The 14819-nt window shown below is 42.1% G+C and carries 16 protein-coding genes; 4 read left to right on the top strand and 12 right to left on the bottom strand.

Annotated elements, in window-relative coordinates; all coding sequences use genetic code 11:
- Positions 1 to 154: 154 nt before the first annotated feature.
- Positions 155 to 451 (bottom strand): WXG100 family type VII secretion target, encoded by a 297-nt coding sequence (locus tag AC5V8P_RS14885; protein WP_063207044.1) that lies wholly within the window; start codon positions 449 to 451, stop codon positions 155 to 157.
- A 38-nt stretch (positions 452 to 489) separates the two neighbouring features.
- Positions 490 to 1950, bottom strand: a complete 1461-nt coding sequence (locus AC5V8P_RS14880) for a lipase family protein (RefSeq protein WP_064797687.1) — start codon at positions 1948 to 1950, stop codon at positions 490 to 492.
- An 80-nt stretch (positions 1951 to 2030) separates the two neighbouring features.
- Here AC5V8P_RS14880 and AC5V8P_RS14875 point away from each other — a divergent pair, with 80 nt between their 5' ends.
- Entirely contained in the window at positions 2031 to 2381 is a 351-nt protein-coding gene (locus tag AC5V8P_RS14875) for a hypothetical protein (RefSeq protein ID WP_064797686.1), read from the top strand.
- A 362-nt stretch (positions 2382 to 2743) separates the two neighbouring features.
- Complete coding sequence (locus AC5V8P_RS14870) at positions 2744 to 3097, top strand: hypothetical protein (protein WP_196771891.1); 354 nt, start codon at positions 2744 to 2746, stop codon at positions 3095 to 3097.
- 55 nt (positions 3098 to 3152) lie between these two features.
- Here the strand turns inward: AC5V8P_RS14870 and AC5V8P_RS14865 are convergent, their stop codons facing one another.
- The 6 genes from AC5V8P_RS14865 to AC5V8P_RS14840 form a co-directional block, all read right to left on the bottom strand.
- Complete coding sequence (locus AC5V8P_RS14865; RefSeq protein WP_196771890.1) at positions 3153 to 3299, bottom strand: hypothetical protein; 147 nt, start codon at positions 3297 to 3299, stop codon at positions 3153 to 3155.
- A gap of 27 nt (positions 3300 to 3326) precedes the next feature.
- On the bottom strand, positions 3327 to 4721 hold the full coding sequence (locus AC5V8P_RS14860; RefSeq protein WP_064797685.1) for a hypothetical protein: 1395 nt from the start codon (positions 4719 to 4721) through the stop codon (positions 3327 to 3329).
- Positions 4722 to 4742: 21 nt separating this feature from the next.
- Positions 4743 to 5030 (bottom strand): hypothetical protein, encoded by a 288-nt coding sequence (locus tag AC5V8P_RS14855; RefSeq protein WP_231116929.1) that lies wholly within the window; start codon positions 5028 to 5030, stop codon positions 4743 to 4745.
- Positions 5031 to 5094: 64 nt separating this feature from the next.
- The gene (locus AC5V8P_RS14850) at positions 5095 to 6687 is read right to left on the bottom strand and encodes a DUF4163 domain-containing protein (protein ID WP_231116928.1); all 1593 of its coding nucleotides are present in this window, start codon (positions 6685 to 6687) and stop codon (positions 5095 to 5097) included.
- A gap of 92 nt (positions 6688 to 6779) precedes the next feature.
- The gene (locus tag AC5V8P_RS14845) at positions 6780 to 7898 is read right to left on the bottom strand and encodes a hypothetical protein (RefSeq protein ID WP_064797684.1); all 1119 of its coding nucleotides are present in this window, start codon (positions 7896 to 7898) and stop codon (positions 6780 to 6782) included.
- Positions 7899 to 7926: 28 nt separating this feature from the next.
- Positions 7927 to 9120, bottom strand: a complete 1194-nt coding sequence (locus tag AC5V8P_RS14840) for a hypothetical protein (RefSeq protein WP_064797683.1) — start codon at positions 9118 to 9120, stop codon at positions 7927 to 7929.
- 573 nt (positions 9121 to 9693) lie between these two features.
- Here AC5V8P_RS14840 and AC5V8P_RS14835 point away from each other — a divergent pair.
- The gene (locus AC5V8P_RS14835; protein WP_495473703.1) at positions 9694 to 10914 is read left to right on the top strand and encodes a sensor histidine kinase; all 1221 of its coding nucleotides are present in this window, start codon (positions 9694 to 9696) and stop codon (positions 10912 to 10914) included.
- Positions 10915 to 11052: 138 nt separating this feature from the next.
- Here the strand turns inward: AC5V8P_RS14835 and AC5V8P_RS14830 are convergent, their stop codons facing one another.
- On the bottom strand, positions 11053 to 12009 hold the full coding sequence (locus AC5V8P_RS14830) for a nucleoside hydrolase (RefSeq protein WP_063207086.1): 957 nt from the start codon (positions 12007 to 12009) through the stop codon (positions 11053 to 11055).
- A gap of 212 nt (positions 12010 to 12221) precedes the next feature.
- On the opposite strand from AC5V8P_RS14830, the gene AC5V8P_RS14825 reads away from it, so the two are divergent.
- Positions 12222 to 12815 (top strand): hypothetical protein, encoded by a 594-nt coding sequence (locus AC5V8P_RS14825; RefSeq protein WP_063207089.1) that lies wholly within the window; start codon positions 12222 to 12224, stop codon positions 12813 to 12815.
- A gap of 75 nt (positions 12816 to 12890) precedes the next feature.
- On the opposite strand, the gene AC5V8P_RS14820 is transcribed toward AC5V8P_RS14825, so the two are convergent.
- From AC5V8P_RS14820 to AC5V8P_RS14810, 3 genes are all read right to left on the bottom strand, one after another.
- Positions 12891 to 13499 (bottom strand): pentapeptide repeat-containing protein, encoded by a 609-nt coding sequence (locus tag AC5V8P_RS14820; RefSeq protein WP_063207092.1) that lies wholly within the window; start codon positions 13497 to 13499, stop codon positions 12891 to 12893.
- A 37-nt stretch (positions 13500 to 13536) separates the two neighbouring features.
- Positions 13537 to 14046, bottom strand: coding sequence for a MarR family winged helix-turn-helix transcriptional regulator (locus AC5V8P_RS14815; protein WP_064797681.1), 510 nt, complete (start codon positions 14044 to 14046; stop codon positions 13537 to 13539).
- The coding region (locus AC5V8P_RS14810) for an ATP-dependent DNA helicase (RefSeq protein ID WP_495473702.1) at positions 14036 to 14819 on the bottom strand (784 nt) is incomplete at its 5' end. The genes AC5V8P_RS14810 and AC5V8P_RS14815, both read right to left, overlap by 11 nt.

Genomic DNA, 14819 nt, shown 5'->3' with positions numbered 1-14819 from the left:
AATTTTCTCTACTATAAATTTTTTCTACTATAATATGTAGGTTTAATGTAAACACATTAAACCGTACCCCGCAGAACTCCCCTAGCGGTTGTACGGTTCATTTAAGTTATGTAGCTGACCACAACAGCATAAAGTTAGCTATGATATATGCCTGTCACCACTGTGCTGCCCGTTTGCGTCTCTCCTCACGCCGATCAGCTTCTTCCATTTTGCGAATATAACGCTTTAACTGCTCTTTATGATCGTCCAATTCCTGCAGGCGTACAGTTGTCCCTTGGAGAAACGCCTCCATTTTACGTGTTAATTCAGCAGCCGATTCACCTCGCCAGTCTTGCAGACGACCATATATGTTTTTCATCTGCTGCTCCTGATGCTGAAGTCTTTGCTTTAGCTGCTCGCACTGCTGTACAGCCCTCCGCAGATCCCCCAGGCTCAAAGATATTCTGCTCATTCCTTTCGCCTCCCGTTGTGTTCTTTCAGCTGCTCTTATTATTGATCGGCCATCGTAAATTCCTGGCCCTTACGATCAATATACTCGGCTATTTCTGTAATCGATTCCTGATACCAGCGATTAATTCGATCCAGTGTCGCCGTTGCACTATGCGCAAGCGGGGTCAAGGACTGACTCTCACTTGTTCCGATATGAGCCTGAAATAACTGAATGGACGCTCGGGTATCACTAGAAAATCCATGCAAGCTAGAACGCATCTGATTAGCCGCATGCTTTAGCTCCTCGGGTGTTAATTGAATTGTGCCCCCATTTTTGTTGCCCACAAAATAAGCCCCACCATGAACGCGGCCATTTTGTTGGCCTGCTCCCATCAAATTCACACCTAGCCCATGAGCAGCAAACTGTCCAAGGGCACCCCATTGTCCACCGTAGCGTTCGACCAAATCGCCCATGACTTGCTTGAGCTCTGCCTGCGCAGCCAGCATCTGCTCGTACGCCTCCACCCGCGGATTACCTTCTACCAACTGTCCGTCCATGGTGTACAGCGGATTGCTGATATTGCCGTTTTCATCAAATGTGAAATGATCCATGCTATGCGTCACTTCACCCAATACCGAATTATAGAACTTGGTAATTGCATCTTGCTGCATCATAGGCAACGTAATTGGGACATAAACAATGGGAGTCCATTTGGGTCCCAAAAAAAAGTTGGCCCATTTATTTTCTCTTTCGACTGGTAATGAAACAGGAACAGTGATTTTGGCTTCGTTCGCGGTCTTATAATCCTTATTTATAAAGTAGGTTGTTCCCACATGTGGTTTTGCATCTTTAACCCCTGAACCGATGGTATCCTTCGGATTGACATAGGCAACATTCGTCTTTTGAAAATCGCCGTTTTCCACCTTCTTTTGAAGATCATCCGATAAAAGATGGACAATGCTTGGTGCATTATAACTGACCGAAGACAGCCCGTTCCGTACCGCCACATATTCTGCCTCCGCTCCTCCCAGAGAATGGCCTGTTGTCGATATTTCAGCAGAGGGGTACTCTTTTTTTACCGCATCATATAAATTTTGTGCTTGTGTGAATTGATTATTCTGGTACTTTTCCTCATATTGAAGAAATGCACTTTGCACCTGTGGTTGGAGCTTAGCTATCTCTTCCTTATTATTTTCATAATAATGATGGACCTCTTCCAACGTTTTCGCACGTCCTCCGACGACATCGCTGATGTCCGTCCCCCAGTCCATCGCTACGCTCCACTTGGGCCGATCTGGAGGTTCTGTCCCTCTATAACCGATGATCACCTGATTGGTTTTTTCGTTATGGAACACAGTCGCATCGAATCCAGAACCGTTCGTGTCATGTAATAGTCTATCGTCCAACTTAACAGCTTTCCAACCAGGTATGCTTTCACTCTCATAAGCCTTTACATCATTACTTCGCAAATATACTCTTTCTGCTATGTGCCAATAAGTCTCATCTGTGATATATTGCATCTTTTCCCCACCTTGTTTAATTGACCTATATATTATAAAGTTATAAAAAGTTATTACTACCAAAAAAGGAGAAAGATAATATGAAAAAGAAAATCGGGGTTTATACCCTTATTCTAGTTTCCATCCTTGTAGGAGTTTTCTATTACATACAGTACACATCAAATGCAGAAAAAAAAGAACTTGTCCAAACTATCGCCCTGCCTCTTGGGAAAGAATATATTAAACAATACTATAGCGCAGACTTCATTTTGAAAGATTATGAATTCAATGGCCCTTATGTTAATTCTACGGTTTTCCTTTATGGATATATAAAGGGGCATGAGGGTCAAACAGTCTCCATCACCTATGACTATAAAAAAAAGGAAATCATAGATGTAAGTGGCCCCGGTTGGTTCATTGATAGCCGGAATCCCGAAAAGAATACTCCTTAATTATGGAAATTAAAGTATTTTCACAAAAAAGCGTCTGTCATCAATCTCTATAAGGGAATACATTTTTCCAATCTAAGGAAGTAAAATCATTATAATACTTCCCATTTACTTGGGGTATAGTTAAAAGTAAAAATAAGTATAAAGTCGTTGGTTACTGCATTTCTGGTCGCGGTTCATACCTAATAACGATTAGGACTTTGTAACTGTATGTTAGAAGAAATTTGCATATATGAACACAATTTTTAGACGTTGTACCGAGCTGATCCTTGTATTAAATAAATGAGCTATCCTACTGTTAACATAATAAAAAGCAATAATGTTCTGAGTTTATAGTAAGGAGATACTAAGGAGAAGAATTCAACTTGAAGAAGAGAAAGGTTTGGGAAAGCATCTTTATAGTAGTTTCAATCCTTGTAGGAATCTTTTATTACATGCAATATACAGAGGATGTACAAAAAGAAGAGTACGTCCAATCTGGTATACCTATTGGAAAAGAATATATTAAGAAGTATTATAATGCAGAATTTATTTACAAAAATAACGAATTTATTGGTAGTTACGTTAACTCTACCGTGTATCTCCGTGGCTATATAAAAGAGCATGAAGACCAAGTCATATCTGTTGCTTATGATTATAAAAAGAAAAAAGTCCTTAGTGTGAGCGGACCTGCTTGGTTTATTGACAGTAGGAATCCTAAAAAAAATTTAGATTATTGAATTATAAATGCAATAAGGCTCCTAAGGAGCCTTATTTACTCGTTGTCTGACTTATTTAACGTTTTTCACTTTGGGTGAGAGGCTGATTTACATAAATAAAGGGATATTCGCCTTTGCTTATTTTACGTTTCCATTCTTGGACCATATCTTCCTGGGTCGGCGCTTTTTCATTTACAATTGCTCCTGTAACTACTTTAGCCATGCTTTCCCCTTCTCTTGGTGGTTTTATTTACTGCGTCTTTATCTTTTCTCCAGTCATTTTAATGTTACCGTCCATCTCGACTAAACTTGTTTTACATTTTAACCCGATGGCATCTTTTGCTGTGACTTGAATTGTGTTCCCTGCATTGAATACCAAATTCCCATCAGCCTTAACACGGATGTCCTTTTTACTCCGCAATTCGATGCCGTGGTCATCCAGCAGTCGAATCACCACTTCATCGTCGTTCCCCGTGATTAAAATTTCATTTTTCTCAAAAATAATAGCTTTGCGGTACTTGGTCATAAAGATCTTCGTGGACGGGTCCTGAATAAAGTCGCCCCCTTTGGATCTCTTGCGGATCGAGTGAGTTACAATGGCGTCCTTTTCTTTAGCGGTCGGGAAGTATATGTCTACAAAGTCAAATAGCTCCGGCATGCAGTACCATCCTGTATTCCCTTCCGATGTATAAAATGTAGCCGTTGGGAAAGCGTATGTTTCCTTGACATTCGGCTTGACCTTATCCATTTCATAAAAGAAAACCTTCACGTGGTCCTGCTCGATTCCAATAACCTTCGATTTTAACGAGATACCACGAATGCTTTCATTTACAATCAAATCCTGCTTCATTCCATCCAATGTAGTCAGCACATATTCATGCCACAAAGCACTATGGCGTATAAACGCAACCGATTGCAGGACGTATAATGCTTTCCCTTTAAATTTAACCTCCGCCCCAATTTGCAGCAGGACATCTCTAGCCCCTGTCGTTTGTACTTTATAATATAAAAGGTTGTCATCCTTGCTGGCTCCTGGTTTGGTTTTTCTGGTCATGGAGTAGTTATACTGCCTGAGCTCAGGCTGATTGACGCCATCCGGTAATCCAAAATAAAACTGAGGTTTTTCACCAACCGGATCAGGTATTAGTCCCCAACCGAGCCGAGACGCTATACGTTTCAGAAACAACCAGTCCGTCTCATCAAATTGCATCGTAAATTCCTGTAAAAGTTGATCCTTCAAGCGGCTCGTACAATTGGCTTTGGGATAGGATTTGAGCACGTGTTCAAGCAATGCTTGCAGCTTCATCTTTACATTTTGAAAAGATTGTCTATGCGGTATTTCATCCATCTGGCTTGTATAAGATAGAGCTTCGACAACCAAATGAGCTACATTGGATACCATCTTGATTCTGAACTGCGTGACTGGCCCTCGAAATAGCACACTCTGGTTATGATCGTCATTCATATAAGAAACAACTAACTTCGCCCCTGCTTCCATATGATCTGTATATTCTTCCATTTGAGCACCCGTTAACACACCTGTCAAAATGACCTTCACATGCTCATTCATTTTCTGTACAACTTTAACTTTTGGATTTTTAAGAGATAAAACTGTTCCATTATACTTGATGATTGGATATCCCATGTTACCGCTCCTCTATGTCGGTTAGTTTACGTTTATCCGTTGTTTGCTTACGTATTGAATGACATCCTTGATGGTTTGATTATGTCCCTGATCGTTAAGAGTCTCATCTAATGCAGGAATTGTGGTAAAAGTTTTATTTTTTTTCTGAAAATAAATGTCCGCTATAAGGAATGGTTTTGCACCATCTGGTCCAGTGCCCGTTTCATAATAAGCAATAATGATAATGTCTTTTAAACCATCCTTATTTACATCCCTAAAGGCTACCGCTTCTATGCCCTCATCAGCATACCACCATTCATTTCCATACATATCTGGAAATGAATATATAACTCGCTCCTGGTCATCTAATAGAAAAAAGTAGTTTTTGGGGATTTCATCTTTCTTTGCTTGAGTTGATACAAACCGTACTTTCCCAAAGCCTTCGAAAAGTAGTTTGAAAAGACTGCGACTCTTCAATTTCATATTGGTCCGTATTCAACTTTTCACCGCCAACTGTGGAAACAGACTGATCCTTAACAGAACTTAGCTCACTCCATAGTTCCTCATTCTGCCTGATATTCTCTGGAATTTGTGTCAAACGAATTTCATACTCCGCATGGTCCCCTACCACATGTGCCATAGGCACACTCATCCCCAATGAATCATTTGTGAAATAACTAAACGATTCCATTTCTACTTCCGTAAGCGAACCTTTGGTTACATCCGCATTTGCTAACAATTGAATCAAATCATCTTTTGTGAAATCACCAATTAACCCTTGTTGCTCCGGCTGAACAGCTGTAATCTCTCCGCTTTTTATAAGCTCAATAAAAGGTTTCTCGACATTTATCAGATCTCTCAATCTTATTCTTGAAACCTGCTTCATATCCAGGTTCGTCGTATAAAACATATGAGTAGGATAGGCTGCGTCCTTCATATAATGAATACCCGTATATTGAACACTCAAGAGTCGTTCACTTTGTCGTTTGATCTCATAATCAATTTCGACATGGACTCCGGCATTGGAATCTGCATATTTTTGTAATCCTTCTAAAGCATCAGCCTTAAGAATTTGGTTTAAAGATTTCTGCTTTGCAATATTCTTGAGTTTTGTAATTTGAGGGTATTTAATCACGATCCCATTTTTTGAATATTCCTCTTGAATGAGTTCATAGCTTTGCCGTTCACTATAAGTATTCAAGGCAGTGCTATATTCGGAATCAATACGGACTTCTCCACTTTTGGAGAACTCAATAATAAGGTTTTGTTCAGAATCATCACTGTCTATTAAGAAACCATCGCCGTGGTCTAAAACTCCGATACTCATGCTATCATGTTGTCGATTCTCTAAAATAAACTCATCTGTATCCTCGTTCAATTCCCACGCATCCGGAAGCTTTATCTTATCTGTTACTATTTCTTTCTGTGTCCATTTTTTCCCGGAGAATTCCCACAACGCAACAAATACGGGATCTGGATGATATATTGAAACATATCCCCCTAACAACAGCTGTATTCCCTTGTCTGAATCCCGAACCACGAAGTCTGTAGTCAATTCTGGCCCGCCATCCTCAATCATCTGGGCATGTACAAGTTGCTTCGTACTCCACCACTGAATAAATGTGTATTTATCTCCGATCGTACCTGTCACCGTTTTAGGTGCTCTATAATTCATAACCCTAACGTTGAGCTGCCCGCTTTTTAACGGAAACGATTTTGTTAAGATAGTGAGATTATTACTGAACTTTCCTACTAATTCTTCATCCTTCATCTCTACACTTTCAGGCTGGTTTAACAACGAATTAAATTCCTGTGTGAACTCCTCAAGCTTATTTTGTCTGGTATCAGAATCCTTATTTTCATCGTTGACTATATGAAGTTTTTTCACTAACGTATCCAGCTTTTTCGAATAGGAAATCGTTTTATCGTCATTTTGGAGAGAAAGTGCATGATTTGTTTCAGTTGCTGGAGAATCCTGTCCCTTCATGCACCCATTCAGCACCACACAGGAAATGAGTAGTAACAGGACGCAACAAGTTCGGCAGTACTTCAAGTAATTCATGCTGGATATCACACTTTCTACAATTTATCGTTCATCTCTATACTCATAATCTTCCACTTGCCTGATTGCTTTTCTAACGTAAATAGAAGTCCTTGGTTTGATTCCTCTTCTTCTGAGCTACTCTTTACCAAAAACACCCGCTGATTAGCCTCATAAGCAATCTCTTTTACATTCAAGTCTAATCCTGTATAGTCCATAGCGGAAAAATCTATGATATCTTCAAAATGATTTTTCGGACTTGGTGACAACGCAGTGAATTCCGCCATTTCAGGCAAGTGTATCAAGAAGCGATTCATAAGATAATAATCTTCCAAATAATTTTGGATAATATCTTTAGGAACCGTGGGATATACAAATTTTTTATTCTTATTTTCATATAGGACTTTTGTTTTTTCGGGTCCGGTGCTGTCGAATTTATGATATGTTAGTATCGTATGTTGTTGAGTATCCTGAAAACGGTAGTAACTCACATCCTCATAAACACCATCTTTATTAATATCCTCCAGCTTCCTCATTCCTTGCCCTGTTGCTTCTGGATAATTATAATTCAGATTGTTAATTCGGTTATGGTCTAAAGTAAATATAGAGAATCCTTCGGCCTCATCCACTTCGCTATTGGAATATACTACGATAAACTTTTGTTCTGTTTGATCCAGCTTCATGATCTTCATGTCTGTATTAAGATGTTCAACTATAATTGGGTCCTCTAGTTTATCAATGATGTGATAGCCAGCATCCTCCCGGACTACAAATACGTTGTCAATCACCCCTTTTTCTAACCCAAAAGCAAGCACGTATTCCGGCTTTCCATCAAGGTCCAAATCTTCTCTTAGCATTTTCTGAAGCTGCTCATTTGGGGGTTGGATTTCCTTTATAAACTGATCTAATGTGTTAGAATATGCGACGTAATTTCCATTTCTTTTATTTTTCGGATTTACATTATTGCTAATTCGATCTTGTTTTTGAGCAGCAGACTCTTGCTCAGTTTCAACTTTTTGCCCTATCACTTGAGTGCTTGGTTTCGTGGGGGCAACTGCCTGCTGCTTCTCATTCGTAGATTTTTCGGAACATCCATTTAGTAGCAGGGCGATTAACATGATTAAAAGTAGCATTATATTTTGTTTTATAAAGTTCATTTCATAAAAAGCTCCCTTTTCGCATTGCCTATTGCACGTTTATCCGTTGTTTGCTTACGTATTGAATGACATTTTGAAGTGTTCGGTTATGTCCAGTTTGATTGATACTCTTATCCAATTCAGGCAGGGTAGTGTATGTGTTATCTTTTTTCTGAAAGTAAACCCCTGCGACAGGCAGTGTCTCTATTCCGTGTGCATTAACTCCGGTGATGTAATCAGCAATAATAACAATATCCGTACGTCCATCCTGATTCAAATCCTTAAAACTTACTGCTTTGATCCTATCAATCATTTTACCGTTGTTACCATAAAATTCGGGAAATTCGTACAGGATCTTGTTTTCCACATTTTTGTCACTGTTAACTTCCAAAAAAAACTTTGCTTGAATCAGATCATTCGTATCCTCATCTTTTAAAGTGGATATAAACTTTACTTCTCCCCATCCATTAAGAGTAGTGGTAAATGATTGTTCTCTCTGAATAGTATATGGTTCTAGATCAGGGTCGGGCTGAGCATCCTCTTCTACATAATCAGCACTACGTTGCTGTTTTATGGATTTCTCCATATTATATTCTATGAAGATATTATTTACTTTTTCCGTTTCAGTATCCCACTGAATCCTCAAATGTAAGCCACTCTTGGAATAAAGCAGACTCCCATTTGTTACAATACTCGGTTTGCCATAGAGCTGTAGTACTTTGCCAAGGGTATCACCGATCTTCAAGCCTCTTTTTGTTTTAAACTTGGGATTCTCCAAACTCACGGCTACTAGATAGCTTTCACCATCCACCAGTTCCTCCCCTTCAAGTTCAATCTTAGATAAAACTACAAAATCAATTTCTGGATCTTCATAGTTAGGATAAGACAAGCTCCACCTTCTATATGTTCCATTCCCACTATTATATCCTCTATTGTTAGCTTCAAATCCTTCACTGTAACCCCACTTACGAATAAGTTCTTTAATATCCGTATTTTTATCAATCTTATGTGATCGATATGAGACTTCAAAGTCGTCGTCCTGAAGGGACTTTGGATCGGCAGATACAACATTTTTGGCTTTGTCTGTTCTTTTCTCTGGATAGTAGCTAGTGCTTTCTTGCTTTGCTTTAGCAGTAGCTGCTTTCCCATTGTTATAAGTATTGATGTCTGAGAGACTACATGCAGTTACTCCTAAAGTCAAAAAAATCAATATAATAAAATAACCGTAACTTGGCTTGTACACTTCGTTTCCTCTTTTCGAATTTCAGCTTATCGTTCCCCCGTTACTGTCCATTTCTTAATCTTATTACCATGACTATCTTGGGCATTTCGAAGCGCCTTGAAGGTAATAGCAGGAGATGCAGTGGCTTTCATTTGCTTATTCTTGGACAAGTACGACCGCTACCTGACGTAATTTCTCATGCAACATATCTTCTGCATAGGTCTTATGGAAGTGATCTAGGGCTTCCCATCTATTCATAATCCCACCTCTGAACCTATTATATAGAATATTTACATGATATTACTGGTTCCATCCTCCTATTTTATTACACAATTTTCATATCATGAGATTACATATGAATTTATGAAAACAGAATGAAAACAATCATAGTTTTTCGTGAATGTGTAATAATACAAACAAAAACCTTCCCAGAAAGGCTAGCATTCGGCCTACGACATGAAGTTTTGTGCAAACGAATAGGTAATTGGAAGCAGTAAGACTCAGGTTTATAACGAAATAATGATGTATAATTAAGGATACGCTCCAACAATACATTCAGAGGAACAGGAATGGGGTACACAAACTATTAGAGTTTTGATCACCACCACTTTGCATCAAGATTGGAGACATATGGCTACTTCACCTATAGGTTTTTATAATAGTATTCAAGAGGCTACCGCACATGTCATTGATGTGTTGAGTGATATTCTACATGTTAATACCATTTTTATTGCCGCTAATGACGGGGTTACCAATGTAATTGTAGATTCATTTAACCGGGAAGAAGTGCTGGTTCGTAATGGAGAGGAGCTTCCTTTTGAGCTTAGCTATTGCAGTCTGGTGCTGAACCATTCCGCGGATCACCTTACCATTTCGGAAACGTCTACTCATCCGCAAACACGTGATTTAGAGGTGACTTCAACCATTGGAAATCACTCATTTACGGGAATACCCATACGTATGAAAAATGGCCAGGGGTATGGAACCCTTTGTATTTTGGATGCGCCATCTGCACAATTGACTGAAACAGAAATGAAGGCTCTCAAGGCTATGGCTGTATTTCTGGGTTATGTGGTTGAACTGGAAAAAGACAAGATCGATGCAGAAGCTTCTTCCATGAGCAAGCTGGATTTGATTTCTTCCCTGAGTAACAAAATTCGTTTTTCGCTCACTGAAATATGGGGAGCTACGGATCTAATGATGACCACGGAGTTAACAGAGGAACAACAGCAATATATGAGTATTATGGAAGCTAGCAGTCGCTCGCTTATGATGCTGTTGAATAATATTCTGGATTACAGCAAAATTGAATCCGGGCAAATCGATGACATTGAAGATCCATTTGATCTGAGAACGATGATGGAAAATGTGTTGAGCTTGTACACAGAGGTAGCTGCGCAACGGAATTTGGAATTGAGGTTGGATTGGAATCTTGCCAGCTCGCCTATTTTTATCGGGGATGAGGCTAAAATTCGCCGTATGCTGATTAATTTGGTAGATAATGCAGTGAAATTTACAAGCACGGGATCAGTCACCTTATCTGCAAATATCCAGTCCGTGACCAATGCGCCTGAGGCTAAATTGGAAGTAAGAGTAAAGGATACGGGGATTGGTATATCTCCAAATAAACTAAAAATGTGGCTGGAGCATGACTTCGGGCCCTCTCCCTCCTATGGTAATCCCGGCTTGGGTTGGCAGATTACCAAACAGTTGTTGAAACGAATGAATGGTACAATGACAGGGGTTAGCGAGCCTGGTAGCGGGACGGAGATCAAGCTCCAGTTCACTCTGAAAATATACCAGGAGTCAGCCTGAAACAGCAGTAGGTTTGCAATCATATGGGACCGCAAATTTAGTAATAAACCCGTGACGGATAACGTCACGGGTTTATTACTATGAATTCATACTAGACAGTATGATCACTTTAGGCCACATACCTGTAAACCATTGGGCTTAATAACGTTTGGGAGCAGCCAGCTTGGCCAAATCCGCCATATACGTAAAGAAGGCTTCCGGGTCTGTATCATATACCAGGTTCACGGGGCGTCCATCCGCCTGTTCCACCGTTCTGCCCTGACTTGGGCCTTCTGCAATAACGCTGCAATGCACCGTCTTTTTCTTGACAATGTCCGGGCGTCCTACAGATGCAGTGGTCAGTACATCCCACAGGTAATAGGTTGAGTTTGTCTCGCTATACACGAGCGGAGGACATCCTGCGTAGCAATTGCCCAGGAAATCAATGCCCTCATATCGGCGCTCGGCAGCCCAACGATTGCGTACTGCTGGGGTTAAAGGCACTTTGCTTGTGCTTTCCAACGCCACCAGATCAATGGTGATGCCGCTTTGCCATACCCGATAGGCCGCTTCCGGGTCCCAGAACACATTCCACTCTGCGGTACCGTCATGCTCCGGCTCCTCTACATTCCCTTTTTCAAAGGTGCCGCCCATCCATACCAGCTTTTCAATCTTGGCTTCAATATCCGGTGCTTCATCCAGCGCACGAGCAAGGTCGGTTAGCGGTCCAGTGAATAGCAACAACGTTTTGCCTTCAGCTCCGCGTACCTTTTCGATCAGATGCTGATGAGCTGGCAGAGATGAAAGCGGCGCTTCCATTCGTCCTGATTCATTCAGCACGGGTAATGCATCTACATAGAAGGAGTGTAAACGCCAAGCGGCAGGAAACGGATTTTTACCGCGTGAATTAGACTTGGCGACTTCAACAGGGCCTTTAGATTGTCCAAAACGATCAATAATTTTGCGGCTGGCATCCGTCGCTGGCTCCAGGTAACCATCTGCTGGGATAACCGATACTCCAGTCAAATGAACCTGCTCCATCTGAAGCAGCATAAACAGGGATACTAGATCATCCACTCCACCATCATGATTAAAATAAACGTTTGTCTGACTCATCTGTCTCTTCCTTCCTTTATCCCCGTAAAACAGGCTTGTTCTTATCGGCAACCATCCTTCATTATGCCTGATCGCTCTACAGGAGTAAATGTGCGATAGCGCCTGGATGAGGGATTTTTTTGTTGGCTCCATGCTTAATAAAGGTAGAAATGTGTGTAATAACAGGGTAGAATCATAGGTTATAATCGGAATCGTATGAAGGAGAGATGCATATGACAGCCCGAACCCTAGAAGAGTTGGAACAGATCCGCAAAGAGTGCAAGTCCATGGTAATGAAAAGAGCGGCAGCTTCGGGAGGAGCTGTATTGATGCCAATTCCAGGGGCTGACGTTCTTGCTGATGTCGGCATTTTGATGCAGCTACTGCCTGCCATTAATGAAAAATTCGGATTATCCGAGCAGCAGCTGGATGGTCTGGATGCGGAAACCAAGTCGATGGTGTATGGCTTTATCACTTCAGCCGGCAGCAAGCTGATCGGGCGACTCATCACCCGAGAAGCGATCGTGAAGATTTTGCAGAAAATGGGCATTCGAATCGCCACCAAGCAGGTCAGCAAGTTTGTCCCCCTACTGGGACAGGGACTAGCCGCAGCGATTGGTTTTACTGCGATGCGGACGATTGGCAATCGGCATGTCGATGATTGCTACGAAGTGGCCAAACGTCTGCTGGAGCAGCAAACAGCCGCAGATACGGCACGTAACTGGACGGTACCACAGCAACCTCTAGAACCCGTAGGAGTTAACCATTTGCCAAATCAGAAGCCGGAAGCAGCGATTCCGCTACTACCGGCTTCCCATAAAGATTAAACTTTCAGATTTAGTATTCTTACACTTCTCAGCACGGGGTAACACAGGTCAGAACGCTCCTGTATCTCCGTGCTTTTAGCCATCCACCTTGGCCCCATAAGAACGTGCCACTGCTACGGCCTGCTCGATATCCAGCTTGGCTCCGGTGATGTTCAGATCTTTAAAATTGACGCCATCCATCTTTGCACCGCGCAGGTCTGTTCCTTGAAGATGGGCTTTGTGCAGCCTGACCTGGGTAAGATCCGCCTCCCGCAAATCTGCCTTTTCCAGATTGCACTCAGATAAGTCCGCTTCTTTGAATCGTATTTTTCGCAAATCCTGTTTTCTTAAATCTGCATGACGTAAGTTCGTATAAGACCAGTCTCCGCCCGTAATCGTAATCCCATCCATATTGGCTCCCGCAAAATCTGAACCTACCAGCTTGCAGTTATCAAACCGAACCACAAACAGGTTCGCGCTGGTGAATAGACAATTGGTAAACGCCGACTCCTTGTAGTGAGATGCATTCAGAATAGCCCCGGTAAAATCACAGTCCACAAAGGTACAGCCTTCTACAAGAGACTCATTCATCTCTACACCCCGAAAGCGACATCGGGTAAACTCGCAATTTCTCCACTCGCCTTCTCTGGCATCCATCGAGCCAAAATCACGAGCTTCATAAACCTCATCTGTATAAAAGAACATATTCCCTCTCCTATTCCTTATTTCAGACACCAGGGATTCAGCATTTCGGCAACGATTGCTCAAAACCGTTTTTCATTTTTCTAAGCAAACTCTTCATCATCTTATGATCCTGTGGCGTAAACTCGGACATACACGACTGGATGAGCTTCGTATAATAAGGGACTATTTTGCTTAACAGTTCTCGTCCTGCCGCTTTTAATCCGACAGTCACCATCCGTCCGTCACTCTCGTGGGCCACGCGTTCTATCATTCCATCTCGCTCTAGACCGTCGATCAGCCCCGTCATGGTCCCGCGCGTGACATCCGCTTTTTCCGCTAACTCCGATGGTGTCATGCGATGCGGTGCATGGCAATGCAACAGGCTAAGAACAATAATCCGGCCCTGAGAAGCCCCCAACTTGGTCAGATCAGTATCCATTTCTCTGAAAATACCGTTAGCCAAGCGCGCAAATGTCACAAAAGTCTCTATATTATCTACTTCGGCATCCTCATGACCAAAGCTACGCAGCACCCCGCGTATGGAGTCATTATGAAAATTAAAATTCATAGTCCATCCATTCCTTCCTTAATCCCGCTTGTTCCGTCAAACGGTAGCTTTTCCATTCATCTGGCAACAAAGAAGCATAGGGTTCCTTGGCAAAACGATCGTCTACCAGCACCAGCAGCCCTTCGTCATGCTCTGTGCGAATAAGTCTGCCACCAGCCTGAAGAACCTTATTCATCCCCGGATATACATACGCATAGTTAAAACCATTCCGTCCCTGTTCCGAAAAATAATCACGCAGCACATCCCGCTCCGCTCCAATTTGCGGCAAGCCGACACCGACGACCACTACCCCATTTAAGCGATCACCTGGTAAATCGACACCTTCAGCAAACACACCACCCAATACGGCAAAGCCAAGCAGAGTGCGCCCTTGCCCAGGCTTGAAGGCTTCTAGGAAGTGATCCCGCTCCGGTTCGGTCATGCCTGGACTTTGTACCAGCGTATCTGCAGACACGCCCCGAAGCATGAACTCCTCATATACCTCTCGCAAATACGGATAAGACGGGAAAAACACAAGGACGTTCCCTTTCCGCTCCGCCACCAATCCAGCCAGCATATCCGCAATCGCCCCTTTGGAACGCTCACGGTCCCGATAACGGATGGAGAGCGGCAGCAGACGTACATCCCATTGCTCCTGATGAAAAGGGGAAGGGACCTGTAATGTATAGTCTTCCTCGCTTGCTCCGAGCATGTCCCGATAATAAGCAAGCGGTGTCAACGTTGCGGAAAAATAAATAGCCGAGCGGTAATTCTTTACAGCTTGTCCCAGCAAG

The sequence above is a fragment of the Paenibacillus sp. N119s genome, assembly GCF_059447605.1.
Note: the sequence above shows the minus strand (reverse complement) of the source record. Positions and strands in the feature narration are given on the sequence as shown.

Coding starts and splice junctions, on each gene's coding strand:
- AC5V8P_RS14885 (WP_063207044.1), bottom strand. CDS start 451: ATGAGCAGAATATCTTTGAGCCTGGGGGATCTGCGGAGGGCTGTACAG.
- AC5V8P_RS14880 (WP_064797687.1), bottom strand. CDS start 1,950: ATGCAATATATCACAGATGAGACTTATTGGCACATAGCAGAAAGAGTA.
- AC5V8P_RS14875 (WP_064797686.1), top strand. CDS start 2,031: ATGAAAAAGAAAATCGGGGTTTATACCCTTATTCTAGTTTCCATCCTT.
- AC5V8P_RS14865 (WP_196771890.1), bottom strand. CDS start 3,299: ATGGCTAAAGTAGTTACAGGAGCAATTGTAAATGAAAAAGCGCCGACC.
- AC5V8P_RS14860 (WP_064797685.1), bottom strand. CDS start 4,721: ATGGGATATCCAATCATCAAGTATAATGGAACAGTTTTATCTCTTAAA.
- AC5V8P_RS14855 (WP_231116929.1), bottom strand. CDS start 5,030: ATGTATGGAAATGAATGGTGGTATGCTGATGAGGGCATAGAAGCGGTA.
- AC5V8P_RS14850 (WP_231116928.1), bottom strand. CDS start 6,687: ATGAAGGGACAGGATTCTCCAGCAACTGAAACAAATCATGCACTTTCT.
- AC5V8P_RS14845 (WP_064797684.1), bottom strand. CDS start 7,898: ATGAACTTTATAAAACAAAATATAATGCTACTTTTAATCATGTTAATC.
- AC5V8P_RS14830 (WP_063207086.1), bottom strand. CDS start 12,009: ATGAGTCAGACAAACGTTTATTTTAATCATGATGGTGGAGTGGATGAT.
- AC5V8P_RS14825 (WP_063207089.1), top strand. CDS start 12,222: ATGACAGCCCGAACCCTAGAAGAGTTGGAACAGATCCGCAAAGAGTGC.
- AC5V8P_RS14820 (WP_063207092.1), bottom strand. CDS start 13,499: ATGTTCTTTTATACAGATGAGGTTTATGAAGCTCGTGATTTTGGCTCG.
- AC5V8P_RS14815 (WP_064797681.1), bottom strand. CDS start 14,046: ATGAATTTTAATTTTCATAATGACTCCATACGCGGGGTGCTGCGTAGC.